This is a genomic window from Actinomycetospora atypica (genome assembly GCF_042653685.1).
Lineage (GTDB): Bacteria > Actinomycetota > Actinomycetes > Mycobacteriales > Pseudonocardiaceae > Actinomycetospora > Actinomycetospora atypica.
Map to the genome: position 1 here is coordinate 1 of NZ_JBHSIV010000018.1, position 16,759 is coordinate 16,759.

Genomic DNA, 16,759 nt, shown 5'->3' on the forward strand with positions numbered 1-16,759 from the left:
GGAGTTGATTGGTACAATTGTCTTCCTAAGACCGGCTTGGCCGACTTCCGCCGCGCCCCCGCCCGCCGCGCCGGCGCCCGGGCCGGCCGGTCTCGGTCCCTGGCAGCCGGCCCCGTCCTCCCCGCCGGGCCCGTTCCCGCCCGCCCGGCCACTGCCCGCGGGCGCCCCCTCCGGCCCGTGGCCGGTGCCGCCCGCTGCCCGTCCCCCGCGCGCCGCGCGCCGACTCCCGCGTCTCACCGGGGCGCAGCTGCTCGCGGTCACCGGCGGGGCCGTGACCCTGCTCGGCGTCGTCCTGCTGCTGGTCCTCGCCGCCTCCCGCGGCTGGTTCGACCCGGCCGCCCGGGTGGGCCTCGGCGGCGTCGTCGGGCTGGCGCTGGTGGGGATCGGTGTGGTGCTGCAGCGCCGACGGTCCAGCGCAACCGCTGCCGCCGACCCGGGGCCCGTCTCGCTCGCGGCCACCGGCATCACCGCGCTCTACCTCTCCGTCGCCGCGGCGGCCTCGCTCTACGACCTGCTGCCCGACGTCCCCGCCGTGGTCCTCGCCCTCCTCGTCGCCGCCGGCGGGCTCGCCCTCGCCGACCTCTGGCGCCACCGCGGCCTCGCGCTCGGGGTGGTCGTCGGCGTCGACCTGCTGGTGCCGCTCGTCGTCGACGCCGCGGGTCCGCTGCTCGTCGTGCTCCTCGTCGTCGTCATCGCGGCGGCGCTGCCCGTCGCCGCGCGCCGCGGCTGGCCGACCCTCACCGCGATCGCCGTGGCGGCGGCCGCGCTCGTGGCCGTCGTCGTGGCGGACACCCGGATGCAGAGCGGGGCGACGACCGCGGGCCTGTTCGCGGTCGCCGCCACGATCGCCGTCCTGCTCCTGGTCTCGGTCGCCGCCGCCCTCGTGACCGCCGCGGCGCCGTGCGGGGACACCCGCCGCGCCACCATCGCCTCCGGGGTCGTGCTCATCGCCCCGCTGCTCCCGGTGCTCGTCCTCGCGCCGTCCCTGCCCCGCCCCGCCGGCGCGGTCCTCGACGTCGTCGCCGTGCTGGTGCTGCTCGGCGCGGCCCTGGTGTTCGAGCGCGGCACCGGCCGGGTGCCGGTCACCCCCGCCCTCACGACGACCGCCGTGGCCGCCGCCGCCGTCCTCGGCCTGCAGGCGGTGCCCCTGGCGCTCACCGGGATCGCCCAGGGCGGCGTGATGCTCGCCCTGGCGACCGTCCTCGCCGTCCTGGCCCGCCACACGGGCCGGCTCGTGCTGCTCGTCGTCGCGGGCGCCTTCGCCGTCGCCGGCGGCATCCTCGCGCTCGGCCGGGACCTGCCCCTCGGCGTCGTCGTCGCCGGGGACGTCCGCAGCACGGGCACGCTGGTCGCGATGGCCGTGGTCGGCGTCCTGCTCACGGCCGCCGCCGGGACCCTGCTCGCCGCCCTGCTGCGCTCCGGGCGCGTCGTGGGTCGTGAGCGGGCGGCGGCCGTGATCGGCGGCCTCGGGCTCGTCGGGCTGTACGGCGCCGCCGGCACGGTGGTGACCCTCGCGCTCGCGGTGTCGCCGACGCGCGCCGGCTTCCTGGTCGGGCACGTCCTCGTGACGATCTCCTGGACCGCGCTCGCGCTCGTGCTGCTCGTCCGCGGGGTCGAGGCGGGTCTGCCGCGGCTGCTGGGCGGGGTGCTCGTCGTCGCGGCCGTGGCGAAGCTGATCCTGTTCGACCTGGTCGCGCTCGACGGGCTCGCCCGGGTGGTGGTGTTCCTCGGCGCCGGGCTGGTGCTGCTGGCCGCCGGGACGCGCTACGCCCGGTTGGTGGCGTCGGCCGGCGAGGAGCCTGGCAGGCTCACCGGGCATGAGTGACGTCGGGACCGGCGATGGGCCGATCATGCTGCTCGACTCCGCGAGCCTGTGGTTCCGGGCCTTCTACGGGGTCCCCGCGACGCTCACCGCCGACGACGGCACGCCCGTCAACGCGGTCCGCGGCTTCTGCGACATGGTCGCCCGCCTCGTCCGGGCCCGGCAGCCCGGCTCGGTGGTGGCCTGCCTCGACCGCGACTGGCGCCCCGCGTTCCGCGTGCGCGCGATCCCGTCCTACAAGGCCCACCGGGTCGACCCCTCGGCCGACGCCACCGACCCCTACGTCGGCGGCGCCCCCGACGCCGAGGCCGCGCCGCCGGAGCTCGGCGTGCAGGTGCCGATCATCCTCGACGTCCTCGCGGCCGCCGGGATCCCGACGGCAGGCGCGGAGGGCTACGAGGCCGACGACGTGATCGGCACGCTGGCCACCTCGGAGGCGACCTCGTCGGTCGAGGTGGTCACCGGCGACCGCGACCTGCTCCAGCTGGTCCGCGACGAGCCGACGTCCGTGCGGATCGTCTACATCGCGCGCGGGGTGTCGAAGTACGAGATGTACGGGCCGGAGGAGGTCGCGGCGCGCTACGGGGTGCCCGTCGCCCGGGCCGGTGACGGCTACGCAGAGATGGCGATGCTGCGCGGCGACCCCTCCGACGGGCTCCCGGGCGTGCCCGGCGTCGGCGACAAGACCGCGGCCCAGGTGGTGTCGAAGTTCGACTCGTGGGCCGACCTCATCGGCGCGGTCGTCGAGGGCGGCGACCCGCGGCTGTCGGCGGCGGTGCGCACCAAGCTCGTCAAGGCCGCGCCCTACCTGACCGTCGCCCCCGAGGTGGTGCTCGTCGCCAAGGACGCACCCATCGACTGGACCGGGTCGACGCGCCCGCTCCCCCACCGGCCGGTCGACCCCGACGCCCTCGCCGCCCTGGCCGAGCGCTGGAACCTCACTGGGTCGGTGGACCGGCTGACGGCGGCCCTGGCCGGGGAGTGACGTCCCGGCCGATCACGGGGCCTGGCGCTCCACGGTGCGGGCGAGCGTGACGGGAGCACGCGCGAACCAGGCTTCGGTGACCAGCTCGCCGAGCTCGGCGTCGGCGATCCGGTCGAGGTGCACCAGCACGCTGGCGTGACCGTCGAAGTGCGGGGTCGTGAAGTAGATTCCGGCGTCCTCGGCGAGCAGCGCCTCCTTGGCCCCGAGGTCGGGGACCGCGGCCCCGAGGACGGGCCCGGGCTGCTCGCTCCAGCCGAGGTCCTCCAGGTCGCGGGCGCGCAGCGGGCGGTCCCAGACGAAGGACTTGCCCTTCACCTTCCAGGACGCCGCTCCCCCGTACGACGGCTTCTCCTCGACGCCCGGCAGCGCGAGCGCGTGTCGGCGGACGTCCTCCCAGGTGGCCATGGGCGACGGTAGCGCGACGCCGCCCGAGTCCGTGCCGCTGTGCGGGACGCACACGGCCGGCGGGAGCCGCCTGCCCGGACGACGCCGTTGCGGAGCGCAATGCGCGCATCGGTGGGAGCTGCGGTGTCTGGCTGTGTGCGGGACGCACACGGCCGGCGGGAGCCGCCTGCCCGGACGACGCCGTTGCGGGACGCAACGCCCGCGCAGGTGGGAGTCGCGGTGCCTGGCCGTGTGCGGGACGCAACGGGCCCCGACGATCAGCGGGGCTGGCCGACCTCGTAGGTGCCCGACTCGTCGACGATGTCCACGGGGACCTGCTGGGGGCGGCCGTCGATCGTCACGGTGCAGGTGAACGACGCGCCCGGGCGGACCCGGACCTCGTCTGGACAGCTCGCCGCGGTGGCGGGGCGGCGCCAGTCGCGGGTGACGACGTCGGTGACCCCGCGCTCCACGGCGGCGCGGTCGAGCACGTCGTAGCGCGCGAAGCGGGGCCCGACGAGGAACGCCAGCAGCGCCACGACCACCGCGGCCAGGACGACGACGCCGAGGACCACCGCCAGGACGATCCGGCGGGTGCGGCGCGTGCGGGCCGGGTCGCGGGGGGCGGGCGGGGCCCACCCGGGGGCCGTCTGCTGCCACGGTCCCTGCTGCGGGCCCGACCAGGCAGGGGTCGGCACCGGGGCCACCGCGGTCGTCCGGCCGGGAGTGCCCAAACCCGGGCCGGTCGCACCGGGAGCGGCCGTGCCGCCGAGACCGGACGGCGGGGTGGCGTCGTCGTCGCGCCGGGACGGCGACGACGGGGCCGCAGGCTCGTCGGACCAGCGCACCCCGGGAGCCCGACTCGCGGCATCCCCGTCGGCCGGGGCCGGGGCCGGGGCCGGGGCCTCGTCCGGCGGCGCCGCCTCGGGGGTGCCGGGGGGCGGGGACGGCGCGGAGGGCGTGGGCTCCTCGTCGGCCGACCTCGTCACGGCGCCCACACTCTCACGGGCCCCCGGCTCCCCCGACTCAGGTGTCGCCCACCGCGACCACCCCGCGCCGGATGGCGCGCCCCGCGTCGGCGGCCGCGCGGCCCACCGGGTCCTCGCCGCCGCAGACGGCGCGGATCTGGTCGAGCAGGTCGAGCACCTGGCGGCACCAGCGGACGAAGTCGCCCGCGGAGAGCTCGATGCCGTGGGCCCGGGCGGAGGAGAGCACCGCGGACAGGGCGTCGCCCCGGGCCCAGCGGTGCACCGGCCAGGCGAACCCGAGGTCGGGCTCGCGGGTGCGGTCGAGGTGGTGGCGGCGCTCGTCGTGCACGAGGTCGGTCCAGAGCTGGACGGTGGCGGTCACCGCCGCCTCGGCATCGTCGGGAACCCGCGGGATCCCGCCGTCGTCGCGGCGCGAGTCGTAGACCAGCGACGACGCCACGGCCGCGAGCTCGGCGGGCCTGAGCCCCAGCCACACGCCGTGGCGCAGGCACTCGGCGACCAGCAGGTCGGACTCGCCCCACAGGCGGGAGAGCCGGTGGCCGGCTGGAGTGAGCTCCTCGCCCTCGACGTAGCCGCGCTCGGAGAGCAGGCCGCGGATGCGGTCGAAGTTGCGGGCCAGCGAATGGGTGGTGGAGCGCACGCGCTGCTCGAGCTGCTCGTTCTCGCGGGTCAGGCGGGCGTGGCGCTCCGCCCAGCGGGCGCGGTCCTCGCGGTCGGAGCGCCCGTGGCAGGGGTGGCTGCGCAGCGCGCGGCGCAGGGACGCGAGCTCGGCGTCCTCGTTCTGCCCGCGGTGGCCCCCGCGCCGTCCACCCCGTGACGGGGCCTCGATGCCGCTCTCGCGCAGGGCGTTGGAGAGGTCGCGGCGCACCTGGGGCAGCTTGTGGTCGACCCGCTTGGGGAGCTTCATCGTGCCCAGCGCGGTCACCGGGTCGGGGAAGTCGGAGATCGAGAGGCGGCCGGCCCAGCGGTCCTCGGTGAGGACGAGCGGGCGCGGCTCCATGCCGCGGCCGGTGCGGTCGACGCCCGGGTCGAGCACCACGGCGAGACCGGAGCGCTTGCCGGCCGGCACCGCGATGACGTCGCCGGTGCGCAGCGCCTCGAGCGACGCCGACGCCTCGGCCTTCTGCTCCGAGCGGCCCTGGCGGGCGAGCTGCTTCTCCCGCTCGGAGAGCCGGCGGCGGAGGTCCATGTACTCGGCGAACTCCTCGGCCGAGGACCCCTCGCCGGACATGGCCTCGGCGTAGCCCTCGAGGGCCTCCCGGTTGCGCTCGACGCGCTTGGCCAGGTGGACCACCGAGCGGTCGGCCTGGAACTGCGCGAACGACTGCTCGAGCAGGTCCCGGGCCTGGGAGATGCCGAGCCGGTCGACCAGGTTGACCGCCATGTTGTAGCCGGGGCGGAACGACGAGCGCAGCGGGTAGGTGCGCGTCGACGCGAGGCCCGCGACCTGGGCCGGGTCCATGCCGGGCGCCCACAGCACCACCGCGTGGCCCTCGACGTCGATGCCGCGGCGGCCCGCACGCCCCGTGAGCTGCGTGTACTCGCCGGGGGTCAGCTCGACGTGCGACTCGCCGTTGTACTTGACGAGCTTCTCGAGCACCACGGTGCGCGCGGGCATGTTGATCCCGAGCGCGAGCGTCTCGGTCGCGAACACCGCCCGGACCAGGCCGCGGACGAACAGCTCCTCGACGGTCTCCTTGAACGCGGGCAGCATCCCCGCGTGGTGGGCGGCGACCCCGCGCTCGAGGCCCTCGCGCCACTCCCAGTAGCCCAGGACGTCGAGGTCGGCGTCGGGCAGGGCCGCGCACCGGCGGTCGACGACGGCGCGGATCTCCTCGACCTCGGAGGCCTGGGTGAGCCGCAGCCCGGAGCGGACGCACTGGGTCACCGCGGCGTCGCAGCCCGCGCGGCTGAAGATGAAGGTGATGGCCGGGAGCAGCCCGGCCGCGTCGAGCCGCTCGATGACGTCGACCCGCGACGGCGGGCGGTAGGAGGACCCGGACCGGCCCGCCCGACCGGGGCCGGACCCGCGGTCGTCGCGCCGGCGACCGTCGCGTCCCCGTCGCGGCGGCGGACCCGAGCGCCCGTTACGGCCGTCGCGGTCGACCTCGGCGACGGCCTTGGCGAGCGTCGGGTCGACCGTGACCTGGTGGGAGGACCCGGTGCGGCGCTCCTCGGCGAAGAGGTCGAACATGCGCGTGCCGACCACCATGTGCTGCCACAGCGGCACGGGCCGGGTCTCGTCGACGACCACCGTGGTGTCGCCGCGCACCTCGACCAGCCAGTCGCCGAACTCCTCGGCGTTGCTGACGGTCGCGGACAGCGAGGCCAGCTGCACCCACTGCGGGAGGTGGAGGATGACCTCCTCCCAGACGGCGCCGCGGAAGCGGTCGGCGAGGTAGTGCACCTCGTCCATCACGACGAACGCGAGACCGTCGAGCGCCGGGGAGTCCGCGTAGAGCATGTTGCGGAGGACCTCGGTGGTCATCACGACGATCGGCGCGGAGCCGTTGACCGCGGTGTCCCCGGTCAGCAGGCCGACGGCGCCCGCACCGTGGCGGGCGACGAGGTCGGCGTACTTCTGGTTCGACAGCGCCTTGATCGGCGTCGTGTAGAAGCACTTCCGACCCTGCGCGAGCGCCAGGTGGACGGCGAACTCGCCGACGACCGTCTTGCCCGCCCCCGTCGGGGCGCACACGAGGACCCCGTGCCCCTCCTCCAGCGCCAGGCACGCACGGCGCTGGAAGTCGTCGAGCTCGAAGCTCAGGGACGTGACGAAGGTGCCGAGTTCGGGGTGCGCGGCGCGTGTACGCGCCTGCGCATAGGCCTCGGCGGGAGAGCGGGCCACCCCATCACGGTGTCACACTTCGACGGATCTCGTCGCCGCGACGGCACCGGGGCCGCGCGGAGGGTCACTCCGGGCGGCGGGCCTCGTCGGGAACGGTCTCGCGGGGCTTCTGGGCGGGCGCGGGCTCGACGACCGGGGCGGTCTCGACGGCGGGCGCGCTCGCGGCCGGCTTCGGGGAGTCGGAGGCCTTCGCGCGGGCGTCGTCCTCCTTCAGCTCGCGGGTCTCCGCCTTGAAGATCCGCATGGACTGGCCGAGGCCGCGGGCCATGTCGGGGAGCTTCTTGGCGCTGAAGAGCAGCACGACGCCCACGACGGCGACGATGATCCATTCGCTCACGGGTGAGCTCCTTCCGCTGGTACGTCCGACTGTACCGGGGACACGGCACGCCCCCGGTCGTGATGACGGACGCGCACCTGCAGGGCCGCGACCCGCGCGCGCAGCAGGCCCACGCGGTCGCCCGTGAAGGAGGTGAAGGCCCCGAGGACCGCGGTGGTGCGCCCCACGGCCCGCAGCAGGCCCACGACCAGCAGGGCGAGCACGACGAGGGCCGCCAGCACGGCGACGATGCTCCAGACGATCGGTCCCACCATGCGCCGATGGTGTCAGAACCCCGGGCGGGACGTGGTCAGGCCGCCCCGTAGGCCGCGAGCGCCTCCCGTGCCCGGTCGGCGCGGGCCGCGGCGAGGTCGGTGGGCCAGAGGATCTCGACGGCGTCACCGAGGCCGAGGAGCAGGCGCACCATCCAGGCGCGGTCGCCGTAGCGCATCTGCACGCGGGCCCCGCCGTCGTCGTCGGCGAGGACCTCCTCCATCGGGTAGTACTCGGCGACCCAGCGGGCCGTGGGCGCGAGGCGCAGCGCGACGAGCTGCTGGCCCGGGTCGGGCGTGAGGAGGCCGGAGGCGTCGGCGGGCACCTCGCGGACCGCGGCGTCGTCGGGCGGCGACGACGGCTCGTCGAGCACCTCGGCGTCGTCGACCCGGTCGAGGCGGAACATCCGCACGCCCTCCGCGCGCCGGCACCACGCCTCGAGGTAGGTGCTGCCGTCGACGAGGAGCAGCCGCATCGGGTCGACGTCGCGGCGCCCGACGGCGTCGCGCGAGGCGGAGTAGTAGGTCAGGCGCAGCGCCCGGTGCCGCGCGACCGCGTCCCGGACGACCGCCTCGGCCCGCGCGTTGCCGGGGGTGCGGCCCAGCCCCACGGCGACGGTGTCGGGCTCGGCCGCGCCCGCCGCCCCGGAGGCCTGCTCGATCTTCGCGAGGGCGCGCTGAACGGCGTCGGTGTCGGCCACCCCGGGCGCGTCGGCGAGGGCCCGCAGGGCGACGGCGAGCGTGGCGGCCTCGGGGCCCGACAGGCGCAGCGGGCGGGACAGCCCGGCGTCGTAGACCACGGTGACCGTGTCGCCCTCGAAGGAGAGGTCGACGAGGTCGCCGGGCCCGTACCCGGGCAGCCCGCACATCCAGAGCAGCTCGAGGTCGCGGCGCAGCTGGGTCTCGGTGATGCCGAACTCCGCGGCCGCCTCCGCCACCGGGACGCCGGGGCGCGCGAGGAGCCAGGGCACCAGCGTGAGCAGGCGCGGGAGCCGGTCGGCGACGCCCTCGGCGCTCACGGGGCCACCTCCGCGGGCCGGCGGTCGAGCGCGGTGCGCAGGGTCGCGACGACGGCGGCGCGCAGCTCCGGGGGCTCGAGCACCACCGCGTCGGGGCCGTACCCGGCGATCCAGCGGGCCAGCGAGTCGAGGCGGGCGAGGTCGAGTTCGACGACGTCGGGGTCGCCCTGCGGGTCGGGCCGTCCGGCCCGGCGCAGCCCCGCGGCCCGGCCGGGGACGAGGCGCACGCGGGCGGTCCCGGTCGGCGGGGGCGGCCCGGCGGAGCGGGCGACGAGGTCGACCAGGTCGACGTCGGTGGGGCGCACGACGGCGCCGCGGGCCCCGGAGGCGCGGACCTCGCCCTCGATGCGGGAGATGCGGAAGCAGCGGACGTCGTCGCGGTCGCGGTCGTGGCCCACGAGGTACCACCGGCCGCGGTAGGACACGACGCCCCAGGGCTCGACGGTGCGCGTGCGCGGCGGGTCGGCCGGGTGCCCGCGGTGGGCGAACGTGACGACGCGCCCGGCCCGGGCGGCGGCGAGCAGCGGCGCGAACGCCGGGTCGGTGGTGCGCACCCGGGGCTGGACCTCGGACGCCGCGGTGGGGTCGACCTCCACGCCCGCGGCCCGCAGCTTCGTCACGGCCGTGCGGGCGGCCCCGGCGAGCTGCGGGGAGTCCCAGAGCCGCGCGGCCAGGGCGACCGCGGTGGCCTCGTCGGGCGCGAGGTCGATCGCGGCCAGCTCGTAGTCGCCCCGGGCGATGCGGTAGCCGTCGACGGTGTCGAACACCGACTGCCGCCCGGTCTCGAGCGGGACGCCGAGCTCGCGCAGCTCGGCCTTGTCGCGCTCGAACATGCGGTAGAAGGCGTCGTCGGTGACGGCCTCCTCGTAGCCCGCCACGGTGGTGCGGATCCGCTCGGCCGTGAGGAACTGCCGGGTCGAGAGCAGCGCCAGCACGAGGTTCACGAGTCGCTCGGCTCGCGCGGTCGGGGGCGGTGGCACGTCGTCGAGGGTACGACGACCGATCGATCGGGTGTTCGACATCCCGGGTTCCCGGCGCGCCGTGGGTCGTGCGCCGGGACGGTCGGGGGCGGGCTCAGGCCGAGTCGGCCCCGCCGCGGGCGGCGGAGCGGATCTCGAGCTGCCCGTCGTCCTTGCGGTCGACCTCGAAGGTGTAGGTCTCCCGCGAGGTGCGCCCGCCCGCCGTGACGAACTCGAGCACCGAGCGGGCCGACGTGCCGTCGACCTGCACGTCACCGGCCGACACCGAGGAGATCCCGCTCCAGAACCGCTGGTAGCCGCCGTACCCGCCGGAGTCGTCCTGCGCGTCCTCGGAGAGCAGCGCCCAGGCGCCCGGGATGTTGCCCGGCAGGCTCGCGTAGTAGGCCGACACGGTGCGCCGGACGTCGTCCTCGCTGACGGGCGCGTCGGGGTCGGCGCCCGCCGAGGTGCTGGGGCTGCCCGGGGACAGCGGGGCCCCGGCGACCGGGGGCACCGTCTCCGTGGGCGGGGCGGGCAGGGCGACCGTGGGGGTGGTGGTCACCGGCGCCGCCGCGATCGTGCTCGAGGGCGCCGGGACGGGCCCGTCGACCGCGGCGACCGCGGCACCGACCCCGGCCGCGAGCACCACCGCGGACGCGGCCGCGACCGCCAGGGCCCGCCGGCGGCGTCGCGCGGGCCGGGGCGTCTCGGCCGTGGCCGGGCCCGTGGAGACGGCGGGGCCGACGGCGAGCGGGAACCACGACTCCTCGTCCTCCTCGTCGTCCCCGGCGGCGGTGCGGACGCCGATCGCGGGGGCCGTGGGCCGGCCGCCCGCGGCCGTCGTCGGGACGGGCTCGGGCGTGGCGGCCTCGGTGGGATCCGCGGCGGCGACGGGCGGGGCGGCCACGACCGGGGCCGGCGCCATCGCGGCCCGGGCCTCGAGGGCCGAGCGCAGCAGTGCGGTGTCGGGGCGGTGCCTCGCCTCGAGGCGCAGCATCGCCGACAGGGGACGACCGAGCACGCCCGCCCGGGTGGCGGGACGCAGCCGGCCCTCGGCCATGGCGTGCAGCACCGCGAGGGTGTTGTCGAGCGGGCCGCACACCAGCTCGTTCTCCACCGCGGCGTACAGGGTGGCGCCGAGGGAGAACACGTCGGACGCGGGCGTGGGGTCGCCGCCGCGGGCCACCTCGGGCGCGAAGTAGCCCGGGGTGCCGGCGACGATGCCGCCGCCGGTCGCGGAGGTGTCCCAGGAGGCGCGGGAGACGCCGAAGTCGGTGAGCTTGGCGACCCCGTCGTCGGTGAGCAGGACGTTGCCCGGCTTGACGTCGCCGTGCACGATCCCCGCCTCGTGCACGGCGGTGAGCGCGTCGGCGATCTGGGCGCCGATGCGGGCGACCTCGGTGGGTGCCAGCGGGCCCCGCTCGGCGAGGACCGCGGCGAGCGAGCGCGACGGCAGGTACTCCATGACGATCCACGGGCCCGGGGCGTGCGACGGGGTGCCGTCGACGACGACGTCGAACACCATGATCGCGCGCGGGTGCACCACGCGGGCCGCGATCCGGCCCTCGCGCATGGCGCGGACCCGGGCGAGGCGCACCGTGGCCTCGTCGGCGCCCTCCTCGTACCGGGGCGCGCTGAGCTGCTTGACCGCGACCGTCCGGGCCAGGCGCCGGTCCCAGGCCTTCCACACCACGCCCATGGCTCCGGCCCCGATGCACTCGCCCACGCGGTAGCGGCCCGCGAGGAGGGTGCCCTCGACGCCCGGGTCGGGCGTCATCGTCTCGGCGTCGGCGGCCGGGTGGGAGTGCAACGTCCCGGTGCCCTCGTCGGGCGTCACACGGGACGTGCGGTCCTGGTGATCCATGGTGCTGTGCTGCCGTCCTCGTTGTCGCTCGGTGTGTGGGGGCGCGTGGGGTTTCCACAGACCGGTCGTTGCGAGGCGTGAGAGGCGTTACACCGACCTCACAGCGTGGCGATCAACCGGTCCACCCGTTCGTCCACCGCGCGGAACGGGTCCTTGCACAGGACGGTTCGCTGGGCCTGGTCGTTGAGTTTGAGATGCACCCAATCCACGGTGAAATCGCGGCCGGCGTTCTGGGCCGCCGCGATGAAGTCGCCGCGGAGCTTCGCGCGGGTGGTCTGGGGCGGGGTGTCCTTCGCGGCCTCGATCTCGCCGTCGTCGGTGACCCGGTCGACGAGGTCCTTGCGCTGCAGCAGGTCGAACACGCCGCGTCCCCGCCGGATGTCGTGGTAGGCGAGGTCGAGCTGGGCGATGCGGGGGCTGGACAGCCCGAGGTCGCCCCGGCTGCGGTAGCGCTCGATGAGCTTGTGCTTGATCGCCCAGTCGATCTCGCGGTCGATCAGCGAGAGGTCCTGGCGGTCGACCGCGTCGAGCGTGCGGCCCCAGAGCTCGAGCACCCGCTCGCTCACCGGGTCGCTCCCCCGGCGGGCCACGTGCTCGACGGCCCGCTGGTGGTACTCGCGCTGGATGTCGAGGGCGCCCGCCTCGCGCCCGCCGGCGAGTCGCACGGGGCGGCGGCCGGTGAGGTCGTGGCTGATCTCGCGGATGGCGCGGATCGGGTTGTCGAGCGTGAAGTCCCGGAACTGGACGCCCTGCTCGATCATCTCGAGCACCAGGTGCGTGGTGCCGACCTTGAGCAGGGTGGTGACCTCGGACATGTTCGAGTCGCCGACGATCACGTGCAGGCGGCGGTAGCGCTCGGCGTCGGCGTGCGGCTCGTCGCGGGTGTTGATGATGGGGCGGCTGCGCGTGGTGGCGCTGGAGACGCCCTCCCAGATGTGCTCGGCGCGCTGCGAGAGGCAGTACACGGCCCCGCGGGGGGTCTGCAGCACCTTGCCGGCGCCGGCGATCAGCTGGCGGGTGACCAGGAACGGCAGCAGCACGTCGGCGATCCGCGAGAACTCCCCGGAGCGCCCGACGAGGTAGTTCTCGTGGCAGCCGTAGGAGTTGCCGGCCGAGTCGGTGTTGTTCTTGAACAGGAAGATGTCGCCGCCGATGCCCTCGTCGGCCAGGCGGCGCTCGGCGTCGAGCAGCAGGTCCTCGAGGATCCGCTCCCCCGCCTTGTCGTGGGCGACGAGCTGCTCCAGCGAATCGCACTCCGCGGTGGCGTACTCGGGGTGCGAGCCGACGTCGAGGTAGAGCCGCGAGCCGTTGCGGAGGAAGACGTTCGACGAGCGCCCCCACGACACCACCCGGCGGAACAGGTAACGGGCGACCTCGTCGGGGGACAACCGACGCTGACCGTGGAAGGTGCACGTGACACCGAACTCGGTCTCGATGCCGTAGATCCGCCGCTGCATGTACTCCAGCCTAGGCCAGCGAGGGCGATCGTGAGTCCCCTCGACACCAGATGTCGTGCTCCCCCCGTAGGGTCCCGGGACATGCTCCCCCCGCGGCGTGCACGTCGCGCCCAGCTCTTCGTCCGGCGGGGGGTGGGGGCCGGTCTGCGTCGCAGCCGCCGGTCCCTGCGCCCGGTCGGCGCCCTCGACCGCCGGATCACCGAGAGCGTCGGCCGGATGCCGCCGAACTTCCTCGACGACGCCCTGCTGACCCTCACCCGCTCGGCGAACCACAGCGGCCTGTGGTTCGCCGCGGGCTCGGTGCTCGCCGGGCTCGGCACCCGCCGCACCCGCCTCGGGGCCACCCGCGGGGTGATGGCCATCGGGCTGGCGAGCCTCGTCGCGAACGGGGTCCTGAAGCCCCTGTTCCCGCGTCGCCGCCCGGCCGCCGAGCTCCTCCCCCCGTACCGCTCGCTGCCCGACCGGCCCACCTCCTCGTCGTTCCCCTCCGGGCACTCGGCGTCGGCGATGGCCTTCACCGTCGGGGTGGCCCTGGAGAGCCCGCGGGCCGGTCTGGTGCTCGCCCCTCTCGCGGCCACGGTCGCCTACTCCCGCATCCACGTCGGCGTGCACTGGACCAGCGACGTCGCCGTCGGCGCGTCGCTGGGCGCCGCGATCGCCCTCCTGACCACGCGGTGGCTGCCGCGCCGCCCGATCGACGAGGCGATCGCGCGGGCCTGGCTCGACGCGCCGACCCTGGTCGAGGGCGAGGGGCTCTCGATGGTGGTCAACATGGCCTCCGGGCGCCCCGGGGTCGACCCGGCCGAGGAGGTCGCCGAGGCGATGCCGAAGGCCCACCTCGTGCGCCTCGAGCCGGGCGAGGACCTGCTCGAGCGGCTGAAGGAGGCCGCGGGCCACCCCGGCACCCGCGCGCTCGGCGTCGCCGGCGGCGACGGCTCGGTCGCGGCCGCCGCCCGGATCGCCGAGGACCTCGACCTGCCGCTGGCCGTGCTGCCGGCCGGCACCCTCAACCACTTCGGGCGCGACGTCGGGGTGTACGACCTGCAGGAGGTCGTCGACGCCACCGGGGCCGGCGAGGCGGTGGCCGTCGACATCGGCGAGCTCTGCGCCTTCTCGGACTCCACCGGCCGCTCGGAGTGCGACCGGGTCGTGTTCGTCAACACCGCCTCGTTCGGCGGCTACCCCGAGATGGTCCGGCTCCGCGAGAAGTGGCAGGACCGCTGGGGCAAGTGGCCGGCGGCGTCCGCGGCGCTCATCGTGACCCTGGTGCAGGCCAAGCCCATCCGGGTCCGCATCGACGGGGTCGAGACGGCGGTCTGGATGCTCTTCGTGGGCAACGGGCCGTACGCCCCGGCGGGCATGACGCCGTCGTACCGCCCGCGCCTGGACACCGGCGCCCTCGAGGTCCGCTACCTGCGCGCCGACCGGCGGTTCTCGCGGGCCCGTGCCGTGGCCGGCCTGCTCCTGGGCACGCTCGGGCACACCCGCACCTACGTGGAGCACACCGCGAAGTCCCTCGACGTCGAGCTGCTCGAGGGTCCGGTCGAGGTGGCCACGGACGGCGAGGTCCGGGTGTCGGGCGACCGTCTCTGTTTCTCGATCGCCGACCACAAGGTGCCGGTGTACCGGCGCGACGAGACGAAGTGGCCGGAGCGCGCCTCGATCTGGTGAGCCCGGGCCCGACGGAGCGAACGGCACTCTCGCCCATTTAGAAGCAGCGGGAGTGCCGTTCGCTCCGGGTCGGGCAGGGGTCGGCTAGGCGCCCGCGCCGCCGGCGCCCGAGACCTCGTCGCCCGCCCCGGTGTCGCCCGCGTCGTCGGTGCTCGTCGACGCGGCCTCGGGCAGCAGCGCCGCGAGGGCCGCCCCCGTGATCCGGCGGAACGAGCGGCGCGGACGGCGGGAGCGGTCGAGCAGGGCGACCTCGAGCGCGTCGACCCCGAGCGTGCGGTCCTCCGGGACGGTCGACGAGCCGTTCTGCGCCTGCAGGGCCTCCACCGCGATACGCAGGGCGCCGCGGGTGTCGAGACCCTCCTCGTAGGACGACTTCAGCGCCGCGGAGATCGGCTCGGTGGTGCCGCCCATGACCACGAACTGCGGCTCGTCGGAGATCGAGCCGTCGTAGGTGATGCGGAAGAGCTGGTCGGCCTCCGGGGTCTCCCCCACCGACGCCACGCAGAGCTCGATCTCGAACGGCTTCTGCTGCTCGATGAAGCTCGCCCCGAGGATCTGCGCGTAGGCGTTCGCCAGGGCGCGGCCGGAGACGTCGCGGCGGTCGTAGTTGTAGCCCTGCACGTCGGCCCAGCGGATGCCGGCGCGGCGCAGGTTCTCGAACTCGTTGTAGCGGCCGACGGCGCCGAAGCCGAGCTGGTCGTAGATCTCGGAGACCTTGCGCAGCGACTTCGACCGGTTCTCGGCGACGAACAGCACCCCGTCCGCGCCGCTCAGCACCACCACGCTGCGACCCCGGGAGATGCCCTTGCGGGCGAGCTCCGAGCGGTCGCGCATCAGCTGGTCGACCGACGCGTAGAACGGCATGGTCATGGTGGGGAGGCTCCCTTGGGGCGACGAGGTCTCAGGCGACGGGGGTGGGCGGCGGTCAGCCGGTGGTGCGCTCGCGGCGGCCCGCGATGACGGCCTCCGCGACGGGCTGGATCTCGTCCGCGGGCAGCTGCACCGCACCGCCGGCGTCGATCGTGACGACGCTCGGGTAGATGTGGCGCACGGTGTCGGGACCGCCGGTGGCCGAGTCGTCGTCGGCGGCGTCGTAGAGGGCCTCGACGGCGTTGCGCACGGTGGTGGCCCGGTCGGCCGACGTGTCGTGCAGCTTCTTCAGCGACGACTTCGCGAACAGCGAGCCCGAGCCGACGGCCGCGTAGCCCTGGTGCTCCTCGTAGCGCCCGCCGACGACGTCGTAGGACACGATGCGGCCGGCCTTCGCCGGGTCGACCGCGTCGAGGTCGAACCCGACGAACAGCGGCACGTAGGACAGGCCCTGCATGGCGGCGCCGAGGTTCCCGCGGATCATCGAGGCCAGCCGGTTCGACTTGCCGTCGAAGGTCAGCGGGACGCCCTCGAGCTTCTCGTAGTGCTCCAGGTCGACCGCGAACAGCCGGATCGCCTCGACGGCCAGGCCCGCGGTGCCGGCGATCCCGGCCGCGGAGTAGTCGTCGGTGACGTAGACCTTCTGCATGTCGCGCTGGGAGATCAGGTTGCCCATGGTGGCCCGCCGGTCGCCCGCGATCAGGACGCCGCCGTCGAAGGCCGCCGCGACGATCGTCGTGCCGTGCGGCACCCCGGCGAGGCCCTCCGGCGTCAGCGTCCGCCCACCGGTGGTGGGCAGCAGGTCGGGGCGGACCACGGAGAGGAAGTCGACGAACGACGACGTCGCCGCGTCGAAGTAGGCGGCGGGCAGGCCGGGATTGCTCCTCGGTTCCATCGGCGGTGGTCGCTCCTCGATCTCGTGGTTGCCTGCACGTACACACCGACGGCGGACCGGACACTGGTCCCGGCCCGCCGTCGGCGTACTACCGATCCGCCCGCGCCGACGCGCGGAGGGGGAGGACTACTGGCCGCCCTTCTGCACGTACGCGCGCACGAAGTCCTCGGCGTTCTCCTCGAGGACGTCGTCGATCTCGTCGAGGATGCTGTCGGTCTCCTCGCCGAGCTTCTCCCGGCGCTCCTGGCCGGCCGCGGTGGTGTCCTCGCCGCCGTCTCCGTCGTCGCCACCGCCCTGCCGCTGGGTCTGTTCCTGCGCCATGGCTGCCTCCCGGTGCTGAAGGTGTTGCTGGACGCGACCCTACCTGGCGCGGGGCCCGCTCGACGTCGTGAACATCATCCGCGTCGC

15 protein-coding genes are annotated in these 16,759 nt (G+C 75.5%); 3 read left to right on the top strand and 12 right to left on the bottom strand.

The window, feature by feature from the left end:
- The first annotated feature begins 184 nt into the window (after window positions 1-184).
- Both ACFPBZ_RS16910 and ACFPBZ_RS16915 read left to right on the top strand, forming a co-directional pair.
- Entirely contained in the window at window positions 185-1,825 is a 1,641-nt protein-coding gene (locus ACFPBZ_RS16910) for a DUF2339 domain-containing protein (RefSeq protein WP_378037253.1), read from the top strand.
- Entirely contained in the window at window positions 1,818-2,807 is a 990-nt protein-coding gene (locus tag ACFPBZ_RS16915) for a 5'-3' exonuclease (protein ID WP_378037254.1), read from the top strand. Before ACFPBZ_RS16910 ends, ACFPBZ_RS16915 begins: the two co-directional genes overlap by 8 nt.
- Window positions 2,808-2,819: 12 nt before the next feature.
- On the opposite strand, the gene ACFPBZ_RS16920 is transcribed toward ACFPBZ_RS16915, so the two are convergent.
- The 9 genes from ACFPBZ_RS16920 to pafA form a co-directional block, all read right to left on the bottom strand.
- Complete coding sequence (locus ACFPBZ_RS16920; RefSeq protein ID WP_378037255.1) at window positions 2,820-3,212, bottom strand: MmcQ/YjbR family DNA-binding protein; 393 nt, start codon at window positions 3,210-3,212, stop codon at window positions 2,820-2,822.
- 257 nt (window positions 3,213-3,469) lie between these two features.
- A complete protein-coding gene (locus ACFPBZ_RS16925; protein WP_378037256.1) occupies window positions 3,470-4,180 on the bottom strand; it encodes a DUF4333 domain-containing protein in 711 nt (236 codons plus the stop codon).
- Between the two features lie 37 nt (window positions 4,181-4,217).
- The gene (locus ACFPBZ_RS16930) at window positions 4,218-7,028 is read right to left on the bottom strand and encodes a DEAD/DEAH box helicase (RefSeq protein WP_378037257.1); all 2,811 of its coding nucleotides are present in this window, start codon (window positions 7,026-7,028) and stop codon (window positions 4,218-4,220) included.
- A 64-nt stretch (window positions 7,029-7,092) separates the two neighbouring features.
- On the bottom strand, window positions 7,093-7,365 hold the full coding sequence (gene tatA, locus ACFPBZ_RS16935) for a Sec-independent protein translocase subunit TatA (protein ID WP_378037258.1): 273 nt from the start codon (window positions 7,363-7,365) through the stop codon (window positions 7,093-7,095).
- Window positions 7,362-7,619: a hypothetical protein gene (locus ACFPBZ_RS16940; RefSeq protein WP_378037259.1), complete on the bottom strand. Its 258-nt coding sequence runs from the start codon at window positions 7,617-7,619 to the stop codon at window positions 7,362-7,364. The genes tatA and ACFPBZ_RS16940 overlap by 4 nt, the downstream gene beginning before the upstream one ends.
- A 35-nt stretch (window positions 7,620-7,654) precedes the next feature.
- A complete protein-coding gene (locus tag ACFPBZ_RS16945; RefSeq protein ID WP_378037260.1) occupies window positions 7,655-8,635 on the bottom strand; it encodes a helix-turn-helix transcriptional regulator in 981 nt (326 codons plus the stop codon).
- On the bottom strand, window positions 8,632-9,615 hold the full coding sequence (locus tag ACFPBZ_RS16950; RefSeq protein WP_378037261.1) for a helix-turn-helix transcriptional regulator: 984 nt from the start codon (window positions 9,613-9,615) through the stop codon (window positions 8,632-8,634). Before ACFPBZ_RS16950 ends, ACFPBZ_RS16945 begins: the two co-directional genes overlap by 4 nt.
- A 94-nt stretch (window positions 9,616-9,709) precedes the next feature.
- Complete coding sequence (locus ACFPBZ_RS16955) at window positions 9,710-11,458, bottom strand: serine/threonine-protein kinase (protein WP_378037262.1); 1,749 nt, start codon at window positions 11,456-11,458, stop codon at window positions 9,710-9,712.
- Between the two features lie 98 nt (window positions 11,459-11,556).
- On the bottom strand, window positions 11,557-12,915 hold the full coding sequence (pafA, locus tag ACFPBZ_RS16960) for a Pup--protein ligase (protein ID WP_378037263.1): 1,359 nt from the start codon (window positions 12,913-12,915) through the stop codon (window positions 11,557-11,559).
- Window positions 12,916-12,996: 81 nt separating this feature from the next.
- On the opposite strand from pafA, the gene ACFPBZ_RS16965 reads away from it, so the two are divergent.
- Window positions 12,997-14,586, top strand: a complete 1,590-nt coding sequence (locus ACFPBZ_RS16965) for a bifunctional phosphatase PAP2/diacylglycerol kinase family protein (RefSeq protein ID WP_378037264.1) — start codon at window positions 12,997-12,999, stop codon at window positions 14,584-14,586.
- Between the two features lie 84 nt (window positions 14,587-14,670).
- On the opposite strand, the gene prcA is transcribed toward ACFPBZ_RS16965, so the two are convergent.
- The 3 genes from prcA to ACFPBZ_RS16980 form a co-directional block, all read right to left on the bottom strand.
- Window positions 14,671-15,456 carry a proteasome subunit alpha gene (prcA, locus tag ACFPBZ_RS16970; RefSeq protein ID WP_378037265.1) on the bottom strand — a complete coding sequence of 262 codons (786 nt, stop codon included), beginning with the start codon at window positions 15,454-15,456 and terminating at the stop codon, window positions 14,671-14,673.
- 55 nt (window positions 15,457-15,511) lie between these two features.
- A complete protein-coding gene (gene prcB, locus ACFPBZ_RS16975; protein WP_378037266.1) occupies window positions 15,512-16,351 on the bottom strand; it encodes a proteasome subunit beta in 840 nt (279 codons plus the stop codon).
- 126 nt (window positions 16,352-16,477) lie between these two features.
- Window positions 16,478-16,672 (bottom strand): ubiquitin-like protein Pup, encoded by a 195-nt coding sequence (locus ACFPBZ_RS16980; RefSeq protein WP_378037267.1) that lies wholly within the window; start codon window positions 16,670-16,672, stop codon window positions 16,478-16,480.
- Window positions 16,673-16,759: the final 87 nt, after the last annotated feature.